This is a genomic window from Alteromonas sp. CI.11.F.A3 (assembly GCF_032925565.1).
GTDB lineage: Bacteria > Pseudomonadota > Gammaproteobacteria > Enterobacterales > Alteromonadaceae > Alteromonas.
The window spans coordinates 3,855,273-3,872,939 of record NZ_CP136708.1; the positions used below are offsets into that span (position 1 = coordinate 3,855,273).

A 17,667-nucleotide genomic window follows, 5' to 3' on the forward strand; every position below is an offset into this window, starting at 1 on the left:
TTATAAACTTCACCCTGACTAAACGATATGCGCCGTTGAAATTACAACACAGCGTAGTCGGCATCACCTTTAAGATCGCAGTGTTGTATGCGATAAATCACTAAAGGCTAAGTTTAGTGTAGTTTCAAAAATTAAAACCTGCCAAATTTCCGTCAAATTTCTGTCGCTGAGTAACATTTTTCCAACGCACTTAACCCTACTCCATTTCGTTTTATTACTTTCAGCTGGGTAGGAATACGCTCTTTCATTGCTTCAATATGACTAATAACACCAATCATTTTACCGCTAGCATTTAGGTTATCTAATGCATCTAACGCAATGTCTAAGGTTTCGGCATCTAGCGTACCAAAGCCCTCATCTAGGAACAGAGAATCTATGCTTGTTTTAAAGCTCACTAAATCAGACAGCGCCAGCGCTAGCGCTAAACTCACCAGAAAACTTTCCCCCCCTGATAACGTTTTAGTATCTCGCACCACATCACCCTGCCACGTATCTAATACACTTAAACCTAAACTGTCTTTTGTGTTGCGGGTAAGTTGATACCGTCCGTGCAACCTATCGAGCTGTTGATTGGCAAGCCGAACTAAATTATCTAGCGTTAGGCCTTGCGCAAATCGCCTAAATTTATCGCCACTGGCTGAACCAATAAGCGAGTGTAGATAAGCAATATCGTCATAAGAGGTTTCAAATTCACGCATTTCATTGATTAAGCTTTGCTGTTTTTCAACCGCTTGCCTATTACTCTCTAATTGTTGAGATAGTTGCCCTTGTTGCGCAAGTAACCGATCTTTTGCCTCACCTTTCTGACTCAAACTGACCTGTGTCGCTTCAACTGCCGATTGCTCCCATTTTGCGGCGCGTTCGTGTGCTAATAGGGTGTTGTGCTTCTGCGTAACGGTACTCAGTAACAACTGTGCATTCTGTTGCTCGCGCTCAATCAACTGTTTCTTTTGAAGTAAACGCTGGCGTTCCTCATAGGGTAATAATGCATTTAAAAACTCGTTTTCATCAGCAAACGGGCTTTGCTGTAATGCGGTATCGAAGGCGACTTGTTTTACTTCTTTAGCTTGTTGTTTCTCTTCTAATTCTACGGTAAGTACTTTTAGCTGGGCGGTAGCATTTTCTAGCGCTCGTTGCGCCTCACGAAGGTGAGTATCACATTCTTTATATAGCTGCTCTTTTGCCGAGAAGGTATGTTGAATTTCACGTCTAGCAACGCCGATATCTTCTTGGGGGAATAAAGCATAACGTTTAGTACGCAGTACTTCACGCTGCGCCTCAGTCTCTTGAATACGCGTGTTGTATAATTGGGTTTCTTTATCCGCAGACGCTTTAGCTTCGCTTAGCTCAACCAATTTGCTTTCAAGGGCTTTTAACTCGTGAGACAAACTATTGTGTAAATGGGTTTTCTCTTGAAACGCTTCCACATCGTTGTGCTTTTGAGTAAGCCACTCAGTTATGTTTGCATCAGGTGTTGACCCCACCCTTTCAATCTCGTCAATAAGTGTGCGACGGTTATTGGCAAGTGCACTTTCAACATTAGATTTTGTATTGTTTAAGTCGTGTAACTGCCCTTCCAGCTGCGATACTTTTGCTGTTAACAGCGCTATCTCACTGTTAATAGCGTCTATTTGCTGTTGATGCAAAAGCGTATCGTTTTTGGCATCGGCCAATTTAGCCTCGCTAGCTTGTAAATTACTAAGCTGTGCGCTTAAACGAGATTGACGCTCTTTGCAGCTACGTTGAAGCTGATTGAAGGACTCAACATCTGAAATTTCAACCCTCGCATTTAACGTTAACATAGCCTGTTGCCAGTCAGCTTCTAGTTGAGAAAAGGCAGCTTTTGCCTCTACCATAACATTCTCGCACTGCTGTTTTTCGAACTCTGCGGTACTGATTTGCTCCCGTTTTTGCGTACCCAACTTTTCGATACCCTCAAGTGTACGGGTTAATTCGTCGCGCTTAGCAATGGTTTCAGGCACATCAATATTCATTAAAGAAGCATCGTGCTCAGTTGCACCGCACAAAGGGCAAGCGTCGCCTGGCGAGAGCGCTTGACGCAAATGCGCAAGCTCGGCATCTAACTTAATTAACGACTCAACATCTTTTAAATGACTTTGCGTTGCTTTATAACTTGCCGCTAACTCTGCCCGCTCTTGTTTAAGGGTTTCAATACTTGATAACAACGTGGTCAATCTTTCGGCTTTGTCTGCATGGCTATTTGTGTAACTGACATAAAGCCGCTGCCATTGTTCACAAGACGCAAGAACAGGCCAGTTGTTATTGAGCGCAGTGATGTCGGCATGAATACTGGCCGCATCGCCATTGCTAAGTAGTTGATTGAGGTTAGCCTCACACTGTGAAACGTTCTCTGCGCTTTGTTGATGTAGCGCCACCACGTTCGTTTTGTTTTGTTGTTTCGCAGTTAGGTCAGCCACCGCGCTGTCTTTAAGCTGCTGCGTTGTTGTTATTTTTTGGGTTAATTCTGCCAAGGTATTTTCGTCATGGCTAAAACGGGCCGCTTTTTCTTTCCAACCACTGATTTCACCTGCCATTTTACCATTTGCCGCATGGGCCTTGAGGTAGGTGGTTAGCTCATCTAGCGTGCGCTTTTTATCTTCAAGTTCATCAGAGTATGCTTGATGGCTTTCTTGCGCCTTGCCCTGCTTTACTTTCGCATCCGCTAATGACTGCTGATTTGTCTCTATACGATCAGTAAGCTTATTGATTTCAGTATCAATCGGAATGACTTGTTCGTTAATCAGAGTTTCAAAGCGCTGCTGGTGGGCTTTCGCAGTCGCAAAGTTCGTTTCACTGTTTTCAAGCTCGGCCTGGCGTGTGTGTTGCTGGCTTTCTAAGTCAGGCACTTGCTGTTGCTTCACCGTGAGATTTTTAGCAATACGCTGCACATCTTCACAAAGCTGACTAAGCGCAGAATGCGGCAAACGGAGTAATTCCGCCGGCTCGCCGGTCTCTAATAGCGCTAATTCGTCTTTTGCCTGTTCATAAACGTTATTCGCTTCAACTAATGCGGCCTTCGCCTTAGTAAGTTCATGTTGATTTTGCTCATACGCCTGTTGCCATTGAAGTTGCTCTTGGAGCGAGACAATCTCTGTATTTATAGTAACTAGCTGGGTTTTGAATTGGTCTAGCTGCGCACTAAGTTCACTATGCTGCGTTTCACTGAGCAAAGCTACGCCTTCTAGCTTTAGTTTGAATTCCCGTTTTGTCGTTTCTGCTGCTTTATATTTCTCGTGAATCGCTTGAGATAACTGGCCATAAATTTCAGTGCCGGTAAGCTCTTCTAGTAATTCAGCCCTGTCGCCTTCGTTTGCATTTAAAAAGGCAGCGAAATCACCTTGGGATAGCATCATCGATTTTGTAAAACGCGCAAAGTTAAGCCCAGTAAGGCGCTCTATCTCTTCGCTTTTAGGCCTCACTTGGGTGGCCAATACTTTGCCAGATTCTACTTCTGCTAATTCCACATCGGCAGATTGCAAATTACCATCAGCCTTTCCTCTAGCACGTCGCATACTCCAAAATGCGCGATACGCTTTGCCCTTTATATCGAACTCAACTTCTGCCAAACATTCTGACGTACCGCGAGTCATAATATCGTTCGAGGTAGCCGAAATAGTGCCCAAGCGTGGTGTTTGGTGATAAAGCGCCAAACATATAGCATCAAGTAACGTTGTTTTACCCGCTCCAGTAGGGCCGGTAATAGCAAACAAACCGTTGTCGATAAAAGGAGACTGGGTGAAATCTATCTTCCATTCTCCTTTTAAAGCATTTAAATTTTTAAGCCTAAGGGTAAGAATCTTCATAGGTTACCCTCATTGGCAGATGCGTTAGGGCTGTTAACATCAGTAGCGTTGATCTCATCAGTAGCCTTGTTCACATCAACTGCATTGGCTTCGTCTGCATCTTCGCTGTCCTCGTGGGATAACTGCACATCGTCCACCACCTGCTCGAACAAGGTTTGAATTCTCTGTTTGCGTTGTTTATCTTCGTCAGACTCAAAGGCTTCCAACGATAGTCTTGCATCAAAAACCTCGCGTACAGACAACTCACTTAAATTAACATTTTCTTCTGCTGAAATAGCGCTGGTTCTTTGTTTGCGCATTCGCTTTAATTGCAAAATTTCGGCAGGCTTGTCGTCTATTAGTGCTTGAATGCGCTGTTGCAGGTCGGTTAAGTAATCTTGGGTTTCTACTTCAATACACAGCCAAGCTGGGTGTTCAGCGCTTGCGCTTTTTACCGCCTCGTTGTGCTGTAAGGCAAGCTCAATCTCTTCTAAGTTGCCTCGCAACACTGCCATCGCTTGAAAACGAGGAATAGGCATACTTTCTACTTCAACTAATGTTTTGTTGTCGAATGTGGCTATCAGTACCTGTTTTTGTGACTTCAGTTCATCAAAGCTTAACGGAATAGGCGAGCCGGAATATCGAATATGATCGCACCCTGCCACTTTTTGCGGGCGGTGAATGTGCCCAAGCGCAATATAATCTGCCGGAGGAAACCCCTCAGCTGAAAAACCTTCTAGCGTTCCTATATAAATGTCGCGCACACTTTCACTCTGACTTACCCCTAGGGCCGTTAAGTGTCCGGTGGCAATAATGGGTACATCGACGCTTAGCTCGCTGCGTTTATCTAATGCGATTTGATAGAGGTTGGCATAGTGCTGCTTAATGGCCTCGCCCAGCGCCTGACGCTTTTCAATCGCTGATTCTCCAGCTTCGCTTTTTAAAACATCCCTAGCACGAATAAAAGGTACAGCGCACAATATTGCGCCTATTTCACCACCTCGGGTACGCAAGGGTAAAACTTGCGTTTCAGTATTGCCATAGGTGCTAGCAATAACGTGGCAGTTTAGATAAGACAATAATTCCTTGCTTTCATTTAATACCGACACCGAGTCATGATTGCCGCCTAACACCACCAAGGTGCACCCCATCCCCTGAAAGTCCCCTACAAGTTGATGATAAAGCTCCCGCGCGTAACTTGGCGGTGTGCCGGTATCAAAAATATCGCCGGCTACCACAACGGCATCTATACTTTCTTGCTCAACCACCCCAAGCAGCCATTTAAAAAACTGCTCGTGTTCATTTTTACGGCTTTTGGTGAAGAAGCTTTGACCTAAATGCCAATCTGAGGTGTGAAGAACTTTCATGTAAATTGACTCTGAAATGCTGATAAGAATGGTTCAAAAAGTGTTCAAGTATGAAAAAACGGTCATCTTGAATATTTAGTTATGAAATGACATACCAAAAAAAGCACCAATTTCACCTATTGTCTAAACGCGCTTTAAAATTAACCGTTCTATACTTCTCTTACTTTATTAGAAGTTAACGGAGCCGTCATGTTTGTATCCAGTTCACGATATAATAAGGAAGTTTCCTCACTCACGGACGAGAATACTGGCTTAGCTACAATGCTAAGTACATTAAAAGATAACCTTGCTTACGCAGTTTATTCTGAAAGAGGAGATTGCCTATATGCATCATCTCCGCTTCTAAACATATTAGCCCGCCCAAATACGGGAACGCCCTCTTTCAACCACACAGATCTTCGTGTTCCAGGTATTCAGAGCGACAACGATTATCGTCTATTTTGGCAGTCTTTGTTAAACGGTGGATCTTACACGAATACCGTTGCGATGAAAGCAGAGACGGGCGAGACAAAGTGGCTGAATGCCAGCTACGTAAATGTACCAAGCGGTACTAACGTTGAAATTCATGCAATTTATCATGATGTTACCGAGCAAGAAAACGCTGTTTTTTCTGGTAGAGCGATTACCGATGCGCTGAATAAATCGATGGCGGTTATCGAGTTTGAACCAGATGGCACCATTGTTACCGCCAACGAAAACTTCACCGCGACAGTGAAATACAGTCTTGATGAAATCAAAGGCAAGCACCATCGCATGTTCTGTAAAGATGACTTTTATCAGAATAACCCTCAGTTTTGGCAGTCCTTAGCAAGCGGCCAATTCTCTTCGGGTACCTACGAACGGATTAATGCTGACAGAGAGACGTTATGGCTTGAAGCCACTTACAACCCAGTGTTTGATGGCAGTGGGAAGGTGGTTAAAGTTATCAAGTTCGCTTCTGATGTAACCGCGCAAATTCAAGAAAAGCATGCTATTTCACAGGCCGCTGAACTTGCCGTGTCAACCGCTGAAGAAACGTCACAAATTGCAGCAGACGGTACAACATCGCTTCAACGCAGTATTGATGTGTTCCAAGTTGCACTAGATGAAGTAGACCAAACCAATAAGCTAATGCACGAACTAAGCGAGCAATCGCTTAAAATTGAAACTATTGTAACCACCATCAGCGGTATTGCAGATCAAACTAACCTATTGGCACTTAATGCAGCTATTGAAGCGGCCCGTGCAGGTGAGCAAGGTCGTGGTTTCGCCGTGGTTGCTGATGAGGTTCGTCAACTTGCACAGCGTACCAGTGATTCAACAGTAGAAATTGAATCGGTAGTTGCAGAAAACCGCAAACTGGCGAATAAATCTACCAGTAAAATGGCGGTAGTGAAGGACAACGTAGATTTAAACAGTCAGCAAATTACCCAAGTTCAAGGTGTGATGGATGAAATCCTTAAAGGTGCGACAAACGTATCGGAAACGGTTTCAGGCATTCTACGTTAATGCCAAGTAGCTTCTAGTAAAGTAGTAAAGCGCAAAACGCTGTTGTACCTGTATTTAGCCAAAGGCGAAACTCAGGTATAATGGCGGTATGTCGTATCCCGTCCCCGCTCAACAGGTTGAAAACCTGTACGAGATTAAAAAAAGCAAGTTTATTGCCTTTGCCGCCTTTGCAGATAGTCGCGAAGCAGCGATGGCACACCTCGCAAATGTGAAGCAACAATATCCAGATGCCCGTCACCATTGTTGGGCGTACTTACTTGGTAACCCTCATTCCCCATCAAGCGCAGCAATGGCCGATGATGGCGAACCGAGTGGCACTGCCGGAAAACCCATTCTCAATGTTTTACAGCACAAAGGTGTGGGCGATGTCATGGTTATAGTTACCCGCTATTTTGGTGGCATAAAGCTGGGTGCAGGTGGGTTAGTGCGAGCTTACTCAGCCTCAGCACAGCAAGCTATGGAACAGCTTCCCACCCGTGAAGAAGTGCGCCTTTATGATATCTCTATTGATATCGACTTTAAGCACGAGCAATTCATCCGGCATTTATGCGAACAATTTTCAGGCAAGATAGTTAGTTGTGACTATGCACAACACGTTACTGTAAATATGCAATTGCCACATCAAGCTATCGATGAGTTTCAAGAAAAAACCGCTGCCATGGCGATTAATTTTACACGCCCTGAGAATAGCTAAGCATTACTGGTATTCCGGCGATTTTCTTGAATATATAACGAGCATTTGTGACCACGTATAAAAAAGCCCGCTGCGCGGGCTTTTTGTTTTTAAACATTCTATATAAGCTGCGATATGACTATCTTTTACAGCTATCTGTTAGAGCTATTCACTAAAGCTAACCATTAAAGCTAGCCATTAAAGGTGCCGCGAATTGGGTAGTCATTTTCCGGGTCGCGAATGAATTCCAAACCGGATACTAGTTGCTCTAAATCAGGGCGTACAAAAGGCGCATTAGCCAACTCACTAATCTGAATAGTGTTATCTTGATTTAGAATAAACAACGCGGGCTCAGCGAAATTGTGATCGGTTTCTTTTTCGCTGCGAGGCACAGAAATATATAAACCCAGCCCTTTCATATCGTCTTCACTCAAACCCGAAGCAATAGGGAACGTAATTGATAAGTCTTCAAGATGCTCTTTCAACTGAGATTGACTGTCAGCAGATACCGCTATTACATCAACGCCAAGTTCTAACAAACGCCCTTTGTAGTCTTCAAGCGCGTTTAAATACTTGGTACAGATAGGACAGTGCTTACCACGGTAAACAACCACCATCTTCCAATCACAACCTTCACGTTTGTTGCTTAATGAAACAGCCTCGCCGGTGCTTAGCGTTACTTGCACATCGGGAAATGAAGAATCAGGTTGTAGTTTTTGCGTATACATACAGTCTCCTTAATTGCGTATTAGCTACATGAACCAATTACATCGGTAATATGCGTCATCAGTAGCGCTAACCATCCCGTTAGTGCTACCGATGATACCTAATTAGTTCTACGCCTTAAGGCTTGTAAAGATCGCTTTTATTCCACAAAGCCTTCGTTGGCTCGAATGGTTAAAGGGTGATAACCCGGCTTTGCTTCTTCAAAGGCACGTTTAGCAAACGCTTTGCCTTCGGGTGTTGCAGAAAGCGAACGATATAGCGGCTTAACTAACTTATTACGGCCAATGTTAACCAGGTACTCGTACAATCGGTCGTAGGCCGGCTTGTATTCATTTGCCACTGCAATCATTAACCAACTGTGGGCTATTTCGTTATTTTGCGTGGTGGTTAACGAGAACGCAGCATCTAATGCAGCCAGTTGCTCTGCGGATAGTTCCTTTGGCATATTGTTCAGGAAATACAACCACTCATGCACTGTCCATTGCTCGGTATCTATATTTACCGCTTCTACCTCACCGGCTAACCAAGCCTTGCGAGTGGTATCGATTTTATCAAAGGCATCCGACTCTGGCACAGGCGCTCCTTCAGGAATACCGGGCTCAAACACCCATTTTTGAATGCGCGCTTTGCTTAACTTATCTGGGTATTGCGCCAACAAGGTTTCATCCAGGTAGGCTAAAAACGTATCAGTGGTAATGCTTTTAAACGCGAAATCTTCAAAGTACTGCATCAAAAACGCATCAAAATTTTCACGACCAATTTTGTTTTCAATTTCACGTAAAAAGAGCGCGCCTTTTTCGTAAGGAATATTTGAGAAAACATCATCTGGATTTCTTCCGCGAAGATCGATAGCTAGAATTTCATCTTCTTCGTTGAGGGCTTGTATATCGTTTTGTAAATCTTGGTATCCCAAAACCGCTTCTTTTTTAAATCGGTCGTGGCCGTATATCATTTCCATAATACGGTAAGTTAAATAGGTGGTGAAACCTTCGTTTAACCACAGATCGCGCCACGTGGCGTTGGTCACCGTATTGCCCGACCAGCTATGCGCCAATTCATGCGCAATCAGTGACACTAAGCTTTTATCGCCAGCGATGACAGTAGGGGTAATAAACGATAAGCGTGGGTTTTCCATTCCGCCAAAAGGGAAAGACGGCGGTAAAATCAATAAGTCGTAACGATCCCATTGATATGGGCCATAGGTTTTTTCCGTTACTTCTAACATGGCTTCGGTATCTTCGAATTCTTTTGCTGCTGCGTCTAACATACTAGGCTCGGCATAAACCCCTGTGCGCTCGCCCATTGGTTTGAATTTCAAATCACCAATTGCTAATGCGATTAAGTACGAAGGTACAGGCTGCGGCATAGTAAACGAGTACTCACCATCACGAGCCGTAGCAGGATCGTTAGAGGCACTCATCACTGCCAATAAAGCTTCAGGTGTATGTATAGTGGCTGTGTAGGTTACTCGTACTTGTGGAGAGTCTTGCAGCGGAATAAAGCTTCTTGCATGCATAGCTTGCGCTTGGGTAAACAAGAAAGGATGTTGCTTTCCTGCGGTTTGTGCTGGCGTTAACCATTGAACACCCGATGCTTCAGGCGAGGTAGAATAGGCAATGGTTAGCTTATCTGCGCCTTCAGGCAATTCAACAGAAAGTGGTGTGCCAAGTTCAGGATCAGCGCTGCCCATATCAAAAGGTACGGGATTGCCGTTAACCGTAACCGATATAATATCCAATGCACGAGTATCAAGAACAACCGTATTAAAGTTAGGCGCACTGCGCTCAACGGTTAACGTAGCACTGCCGGACAATTTTGATGTTTCAAAATCTGCAGTTAAGTCTAAATCTAAATGAGTAACTCGCACTTCTGATGGATTGGCGAATGAGTGGTAATCTTTACCCGCCTCTATTTCACTGAGCACATCTACTTTAGATACTGCGCTCTCGGCAGCAATTTTGCTATCAGCACTATCAGAAACAGCTGATGGTGTTGTCGGTTCTTGTGAGGGTTGTTCGCTACACGCAAACAACATCGGCGCACAAATGGCTACCCAGCTTATATTTTTCATAATACTTCCTGTTATAATTCTGTCTTACCCATAATTCTGTCTTATCTATAATAACAAAGAAGTACCTGAATGCTTAAACCCAAAACGACAAGCAACGACACCAGCGGTTAAATTAACGTTTCCCCCCTTCCCTACCTTTAAAGCGGCTCGAGTGATCTTGGGGAAGAGAGGTATTGACGTCTAGGCTACTGAAATTTGTACATCAATATTGCCACGAGTGGCATTTGAATACGGGCATACTTGGTGCGCTTTAGCCACCAAGCTTTCTGCTGCAGATTTCTCCATATCACCTAAGTCGACGCTTAGTTTTACAGCAATAGCAAAACCGACTTCGATAGGCCCAATAGACACATCACCAGTTACGCTTATATCGCTGCCCAATTTAATTTTTTCAGCCGCAGCCACATGCTTAAGTGCACCAATGAAACACGCTGAATAGCCAGCTGCAAACAATTGCTCTGGGTTAGTGCCATTACCACCCGCTCCACCTAATGCTTTTGGTGTTGAAAGCGTAACATCTAAGTTTCCGTCACTTGATTTTGCTGTGCCTTCACGACCACCTGTTGCAGCTGCTGTACCGGTATAAACCACTTGTTGAAGTGTATGCATTATATAAATCCTCGATTGCTTCGCTCAACTTGAGCATTCTTTATTGAAGCCCAGTAATGAAATTGTGTAATGAACCCGTGTAGTGAAATGTCTAATAGAAAGTAAATGCAATTTATTTTGCATGCAAAATAAATTAACACTAATGCCGCTTGTAGATCAAGTCCTTTGCATGCAAAATATTATTCATGCCTTTTACCTCTTCTAGGAACGCTCATGTCTGACGAAGCTAAGCTTGATGAACTTGCACCCGATACGCTTAAATTAGAAAGCCAGTTGTGCCACCGCTTTTACACGCTGTCTAATGCATTTACTCGTGCCTATCGCCCAATGCTTAAAAGCCTTGATATTACGTATCCACAGTACGTAGTGATGATGGCCTTATGGGAACAATCTAACGTCACCATTGCAGAATTACTGGATAAAACTGTGATAGATGGCGGTGCTATGACGCTGATTTTAAAAAAACTAGAACAAAAAGAGCTGTTAAACGTGGTTAAAGATGAACAGGACAAACGGGTGCGCCGGGTAGTGCTGTCAAAATCGGGGCAAGATGCCAAAATAATAGCACGGGATGTTCCCACCCAAATGTTATGTAAACTAGATGGCATGTCGAAAGCTGAAGCAAAGCAACTTGTTGTATTAATGGACAAACTACAAGGGTGTTTCAACGCTGATTAAAAAGTCAGTGCCATAGCTATAGCACTGACTACTGCAATATAACAAGTATGTTCGTTCATCCATTGACTATGGATAAACGAACATAATATTAGGGAAGATTAATACTGTGTTGCACAACGTTATCGCTACGTTTCACCCCTTGTCCCCCACCAAGCGTCACGAGCAATTTACCTTTATAAGGTTGGCGCTGCCCCTGCGCATCAACATAAACAAGTTGCGATTCATTAATGGTGAACTTCACTGACTGGCTTTCCCCACCCGCTAAGTTTACACGCTTAAAGGCAACCAACTCTCGCTGAGGCGTACGAATTGGTGCATCGGGCATTCCAAGATAAACTTGAACAACTTCTTGAGCACTTATATCACTTTTATTAGATAGCGTGGTGGCAATATTAAGACCCTTTTCAGAGCGAGTGACCTTTAGCTTATCGTAACGGAAGTCTGCATAGCTAAGACCATAACCAAATGGATAAAGCGGAGTTCCCTCGTAATACTTATAGGTTCGATTTACCATACTGTAATTTTTAAAGTCGGGTAAGTCGTTAACCGACTGATAGAAGGTTACCGGTAGTCGGCCGGAAGGACTGGTATCACCATAAAGAAGGTTCAGTAGTGCTGGCCCAGTTTGCTCACCAGGATAGAAGCCTTGAATAATGGCGTTGAGGTTTTTATCTTCCCAGTTTAGCGCTATTGCGCTTCCGCTCATGTTAACCATAACGATGGGTTTGCCCAGTTTATGAAGCGCTTTTAATAGTGATGATTGGCTCTTGGGCAATTTGATATTCGTTCTGTCCCCATGGGAGAACCCATCAATCTCAAGAGGCATTTCTTCCCCCTCCAATTCAGCGCTAATACCGCCGACAAATACGATAACATCAGATTCCTTTGCCACTCTAAGCGCTTCACTCTCTAGATTTTTATCCTCTATTAACCATTTGAAGCTTATTTCTGGTTCTATCACATTACTGTGCCAAAAACGCTGAATAAGTGATTCAGCCTTGAAGTCATAAGACTTGCCTGCTTCAAGATAGCGCCTTTCGTCTGTAAGCTCACCGTCTAGGTAGACCTCGACATCTTTCATTTTAAAGTAATAATTTCCAGATTTTTGAGGGGTAATTTTGCCCGTCCATCGCACCGCGAATTCTTGATTTGATGCTTTGTTGAAAGGTATGTCTTCGCTCGTCAAATTGATGTTCATTTCAACGTGCCGTTTGCTTGGCTGAAGATTGAAATGACTTGAGGGGTAATACTTAGCAACTAAACCTGGTTTTGATTCGCCTAGCATGTTTACATGGGTGAAAACGCTAGAAGGGACAGGACTAAAATGCGTAAAAATGTTTTCAGTTATACTGCTTCCTGGCGCGTAACCAAGTTGGTTTGAAGGTAGTGCCTGCGAAAAGGCTTCTTTCGGTGTAACAGGCTGCACGGGTGTGCCATGATAATTACCCACAAGTATGGCGGGATTGTCAGCATTCGGCCCAATAAGTGCTATTTTACTATTGCGTTTCAGGGGCAATACACCATCGTTTTTAAGTAAAACCATGGATTTCTCTGCCGCTTCTCGTGCCAATTCAATATGTTTTTTTGACCCAACCACTGACATAGGCATTTTGGTATATGCATGTGTACTGCTGTTATCAAACATTCCCAGTTTCATGCGTGCAGTAAGTAGCCGGGTAAGCGCTTGGTCAATATCACTTTCCTCTACCAAATCTTCGCCCACGGCTTCTATTAGGTAGCTAAATGTATTGCCGTGATGGTCTCCGCAGTTTAAGTCTGTACCTGATTTTAAGGCACTGGCGGCTGCGTGAGCAGGGCTATCTACTACATGATGGGAATTTTCATCATAAAAGTCAGCAATAGCGCCGCAATCTGAAACCACGTACCCGGAGAAATTAAATGTATCTCGTAGCGTATCTTGAAGAAGCGCTTCACTACCACAGGCGGGGGAACCATTCACTCGGTTATATGCGCACATGACAGATGATACATTTGTAGCTGTAATCGTGTCTTCAAATGCTCTAAGGTAGGTTTCCGTTAAATCTTTTTCAGACGCTGCGTAATCGTCGCTGTGTCTAGATACTTCCGGGCCACTGTGAACTGCATAATGCTTCAACGTGGCGACCGACTTAAGGTACGTGGGATCATTTCCTTCAAGGCCTTTCACAAAATTGACCGCCATTCGAGAAGTTAGAAACGGATCCTCTCCGTAAGTTTCTTGGCCTCTGCCCCATCTAGGATCGCGAAAGATATTAATATTAGGCGACCAATAAGTAAGGCCTGTGTACATTGCATTGGTATCTTCTCGTAAAAATTCGTGATGCTTAGCACGCCCTTCATCTGAAATTGTAGACGCTATACGATAAATAAGAGGCTCGTCAAAGGTTGCCGCCATACCAATAGCTTGTGGAAATACGGTTGCTTTACCTGCTCTTGCTACCCCATGCAATGCTTCGTTCCACCAATAGTATTCGGGAATGGCAAGGCGCTCTATTGCTGCTGACTTATCAAATAATTGACTCACTTTCTCTTCCAAGGTTAAGCGGTCAACTAAATCTGCGACACGAGTCTCAACCGGCAGTGATTGGTTTTGAAATGGCAGTGTTTCACCATGACTGTGGGAAGTAAGTAAAAAGCAGGCGGATATAAGAATTCGCTCAGGCAGTTTTTTGATTATTCGATTCATGAATTTAAATGTCTCATGGCTTTTCCTAAGGGATGATTACGCTAACCACTTGAAAAATAGAAATCGTCAAACCAATGTCACTTTTGCGTATTTGAACGTTCAATTCACCGCTACTATAGAAGAAAGCGCAATAAATAAACCTACGCTGGCCCTATAGGCTGCAACCCCAATAAAACCGGCACTCCCAACCTATCGCTATGATAAATAAATGTAACAAATATGTTTATTTATTGCCTCACTCAATTTTAAAGGCGTTCATCTATGCGTTTTACATAAACTTGAACCCAAAATTTAAACCAGCAAAATCATTAGGTTGAAGTTAAAACCTTACATTAGAGTAAATTTTTGCGTTCAAATTAGCCAATCGCGACTATGCTGGGCGAATTGTTGTATTTATGTTGTTATTTTTTAAATGGAGATTAAGCACTTCGGTGTTTATTGGAAATGTGACTAGGGAAAAAAAATGAAAACACATAATAAATCAACAATAACTAATACAGTGAGAAAGCCTAGCTTTAAACGCTCACTTGTATCCAGCGCCTTGTTAAGTACGCTATTAGCTTTCCAACCCCAACTCGCTTTTGCGCAGTCGAATTTACCTTCAGAAGACGTTAAAAAAAACCAGACTGACGACGACGTAGAAGATGTTGAGGTCATTGAGGTTCGAGGTATAAAGGAAAACTTAGCAGACGCACAATTACTTAAGCGCTACGGTGATACCTTTCTTGATGCAATATCAGCAAAGGATATTGGCGCATTGCCTGATAGGAGTGTGCTGGAAGCTATCGTTCGATTACCTGGTGTTTCCATTGAACGTTTTGCGGGCGCCAACGACCCAGACCATTTCGGCGTTGAAGGAAGTGGCGTTGTGGTCAGGGGGTTAACCCACACTAGAAGTGAATTTAACGGTCGCGATACCTTTACTGCCGACTCTGGAAGAGGACTTAGTTTTCAGGATGTTCCTCCTGAATTAATGGGCGGCGTAGAGTTGTATAAGAATCAATCGGCAGAGATGATTGAAGGAGGTATTGCGGGTACCGTAAATTTAATTACTCGCAAACCCTTTGATAGTGACAAGCGTATTTTAGCGTTTTCAGCCGATGCCACCTATAGCGATTTTATTGAAAAAACTACCCCAACCTTTTCTGCATTGTATTCGGATGTGTTTGAAAGTGACTATGGCAGATGGGGCTTGCTGCTAAACTTTTCAGATTCCACACTTAAAGCGCAATCGGACGGTACCCAAGTCGGTCGATTTGAAACACAAAACCAATTAGTTGATGGCGAAAGTGTCATGGTGCCTCGCACCACTCGTTTAACCCGGAAACAAGACCTTCGAGAGCGTCAAGGGCTAGCAGCAGCGCTGCAATGGGAAAACGTAGATGACACCATACTCGCTACGGCACAGTTTATACGCTCCGATTCATCTTTGTCGTGGACCGAGCGCGCTATTGAACTGGCAGATGATGCGGTCATAAATGACCTTGTGCCAGCAGAGGGCACAACTTTTGATATCGACGAGCAGGGTTTGTTCGAATCGGGATTAATTACGTCTAACGCGGGTTGGAGAGGAAATGATGCCGAGCGTCAGCCCGGCGGCATTTTCGGTGCTCAACACGCAATGATTACACGTGCCAGAGAGCAACACTCTGTGGTAGATGATATTGGATTAAATGTGCGCTACCGCCCTAATGATGAGTGGGCGTTTAGCGCGGATTTGCAATACGTAGAGTCAACCTCAGATATTGTTGATTTCTCGGTAATGGGCGCTACTCGTACCGTGGTTGGAATTACCAATAACGGAGACAGCACCCCTGATATATTTTTAACCGACCCCGCTAACGCCAACGACGAAATGCATTTCACCAACCCTTATAATTATTTTTGGCGCAGTGCGATGGATCATGTGTCGGCCAACGAGGGCGATGAAGCGGCAGTAGCGTTAGATGCTAAATATACGTTCGAAGACGGTTTATTTACATCTGTAAAAGTGGGCACCCGCTATGCCAAAAGACAACAAACCACCCGCCAATCCACATTTAACTGGGGCTGGTTGTCTGAAGCGTGGGCGGGGAACGGCAATGCTTGGTTCGACGCCCAAGGTGATGAACTTGGCGCAGGGCTAGGTGATTTATACGAAGCCGTGTCATTCGATGACTTCGCAAGGGGTGGTGTTTTGACGACACCTGGCGGCAATACCTTTCTTTTTCCTAATGAGTCGGTTGCCGATAATTATCGTGATGCAGAGTCTACATTCGCAAGCCTTATGCCTGGCTGGGTGGCCTTAGCAAGCAGATCTGGTGCTATCGGTGACTTTTTGCCCAATGAAATAAACGAAACTACTGAAACGAATAACGCCTTTTTCATACAAGGTAATTTCGAGGGGGAAGTGAAAGGGCTTTTTTTCAGCGGTAATGTGGGGGCACGCTACGTTAAAATTGAAAATGAGACGGATGGGTTTATTACATTCCCCGATAATCTGCCTGTTCAAGATGATGATCCTGAGAACTTTTTACCCTCTGATCAAGCCGCGTTCGGTAATGCTGCCTCTACGGAACAAACAGCAGTAAGTGATTACAGTAAGTTACTACCAAGCTTCAATCTTAAACTAAATTTGAACGACGATATGCTGTTGCGCTTTGGTTACTCTAAGGCCATTGCGCTGCCTGATCTTGGAAACCTTCGCAATTACGTTGAAATACAGGGCGATAATTTACAGATTGAATACTCAGGGGAAGGCGACGATAGAGAGATAACCCGTGCGCAATACCAGCGCTATACCGCAAAATCTGGTAATCCCTTTCTTAAGCCGATGGAAGCCAATAACTACGACTTCGCCTTTGAATGGTATTTTCCAGAAACCGTTGGCTCGTTAACCACATCATTCTTTTATAAAGATTTGAGTAACTACTTTATCAACGGCTCCACCGATCGCGTTTATGAAAATAATGGCGTGACGCAAGTCGTCCAAGTTGATGGCGCCACTAATGGCGATGAAGGCAGTGTGAAAGGTGTGGAGATTGCTTATCAGCAGTTTTTTGATTTTCTACCAGGCGCGTGGAGTGGACTAGGGCTTCAATTCAACTACACGTATGTGAAAGATGAGGGCTCACCGAATCCTGGGTTATCGCCAGACAAGCCAGACTCTTCTGAAGGGGAAGGCATTGCCTTTGACAACTTACCGCTTGAGGGGCTTTCCAAAGATAATGTGAACATTGTTGCTATGTATGAGAAGAACGGGTTTAACGCTCGCCTAGCTTATAATTGGCGCTCTGAATACCTGTTAACCACAAAAGATGTTATTACTCAGCTTCCTATTTTCAATGAAGCAAATGGGCAGCTTGATGGTTCGTTCTTTTACCGGTTCTCAGACAACATAGAGTTGGGTTTGCAAGGCACGAATTTAAGCAATACGGTCACACGTACCTCGATGCAAGTTGATGCCGAAGGGAATCAAGTGGGCCGGTCGTGGTTTGTTAACGACCGTAGAATAAGCTTGGTCGCTAAAGGGACCTTTTAACCATTTTGAGAATGAATCAGGTATGCCACAGAAGTGGCATACCTAA

10 protein-coding genes and 1 pseudogene are annotated in these 17,667 nt (G+C 44.0%); 5 read left to right on the forward strand and 6 right to left on the reverse strand.

Annotated elements, in window-relative coordinates; translation table 11 throughout:
* Window positions 1–152: 152 nt before the first annotated feature.
* Both R1T43_RS16615 and sbcD read right to left on the reverse strand, forming a co-directional pair.
* On the reverse strand, window positions 153–3,824 hold the full coding sequence (locus R1T43_RS16615; protein ID WP_317350413.1) for an AAA family ATPase: 3,672 nt from the start codon (window positions 3,822–3,824) through the stop codon (window positions 153–155).
* Window positions 3,821–5,170 (reverse strand): exonuclease subunit SbcD, encoded by a 1,350-nt coding sequence (gene sbcD, locus R1T43_RS16620; protein ID WP_317350414.1) that lies wholly within the window; start codon window positions 5,168–5,170, stop codon window positions 3,821–3,823. Before sbcD ends, R1T43_RS16615 begins: the two co-directional genes overlap by 4 nt.
* A 645-nt stretch (window positions 5,171–5,815) precedes the next feature.
* Here sbcD and R1T43_RS20085 point away from each other — a divergent pair.
* The 3 genes and pseudogenes from R1T43_RS20085 to R1T43_RS16630 form a co-directional block, all read left to right on the forward strand.
* A pseudogene (locus R1T43_RS20085) lies at window positions 5,816–6,076 on the forward strand (PAS domain-containing protein); the annotation flags it as partial.
* A 6-nt stretch (window positions 6,077–6,082) separates the two neighbouring features.
* A complete protein-coding gene (locus R1T43_RS20090; protein ID WP_410549026.1) occupies window positions 6,083–6,658 on the forward strand; it encodes a methyl-accepting chemotaxis protein in 576 nt (191 codons plus the stop codon).
* An 88-nt stretch (window positions 6,659–6,746) separates the two neighbouring features.
* Entirely contained in the window at window positions 6,747–7,352 is a 606-nt protein-coding gene (locus tag R1T43_RS16630; protein ID WP_317350416.1) for a YigZ family protein, read from the forward strand.
* A 170-nt stretch (window positions 7,353–7,522) separates the two neighbouring features.
* Here the strand turns inward: R1T43_RS16630 and R1T43_RS16635 are convergent, their stop codons facing one another.
* The 3 genes from R1T43_RS16635 to R1T43_RS16645 all read right to left on the reverse strand — a co-directional run bounded on the left by R1T43_RS16635 (window position 7,523) and on the right by R1T43_RS16645 (window position 10,737).
* Window positions 7,523–8,059, reverse strand: a complete 537-nt coding sequence (locus R1T43_RS16635; protein WP_317350417.1) for a peroxiredoxin-like family protein — start codon at window positions 8,057–8,059, stop codon at window positions 7,523–7,525.
* A gap of 137 nt (window positions 8,060–8,196) precedes the next feature.
* A complete protein-coding gene (locus R1T43_RS16640) occupies window positions 8,197–10,128 on the reverse strand; it encodes a M1 family metallopeptidase (protein ID WP_317350418.1) in 1,932 nt (643 codons plus the stop codon).
* 180 nt (window positions 10,129–10,308) lie between these two features.
* Window positions 10,309–10,737 (reverse strand): organic hydroperoxide resistance protein, encoded by a 429-nt coding sequence (locus R1T43_RS16645; RefSeq protein ID WP_317350419.1) that lies wholly within the window; start codon window positions 10,735–10,737, stop codon window positions 10,309–10,311.
* Between the two features lie 213 nt (window positions 10,738–10,950).
* Between R1T43_RS16645 and R1T43_RS16650 the strand changes: the two genes are divergently transcribed.
* Window positions 10,951–11,415: a MarR family winged helix-turn-helix transcriptional regulator gene (locus R1T43_RS16650; RefSeq protein ID WP_211069796.1), complete on the forward strand. Its 465-nt coding sequence runs from the start codon at window positions 10,951–10,953 to the stop codon at window positions 11,413–11,415.
* 88 nt (window positions 11,416–11,503) lie between these two features.
* Here the strand turns inward: R1T43_RS16650 and R1T43_RS16655 are convergent, their stop codons facing one another.
* The gene (locus R1T43_RS16655) at window positions 11,504–14,101 is read right to left on the reverse strand and encodes a glycoside hydrolase family 3 C-terminal domain-containing protein (protein ID WP_317350420.1); all 2,598 of its coding nucleotides are present in this window, start codon (window positions 14,099–14,101) and stop codon (window positions 11,504–11,506) included.
* A gap of 463 nt (window positions 14,102–14,564) precedes the next feature.
* Between R1T43_RS16655 and R1T43_RS16660 the strand changes: the two genes are divergently transcribed.
* Window positions 14,565–17,621, forward strand: a complete 3,057-nt coding sequence (locus R1T43_RS16660) for a TonB-dependent receptor (protein ID WP_317350421.1) — start codon at window positions 14,565–14,567, stop codon at window positions 17,619–17,621.
* Window positions 17,622–17,667 lie beyond the last annotated feature (46 nt).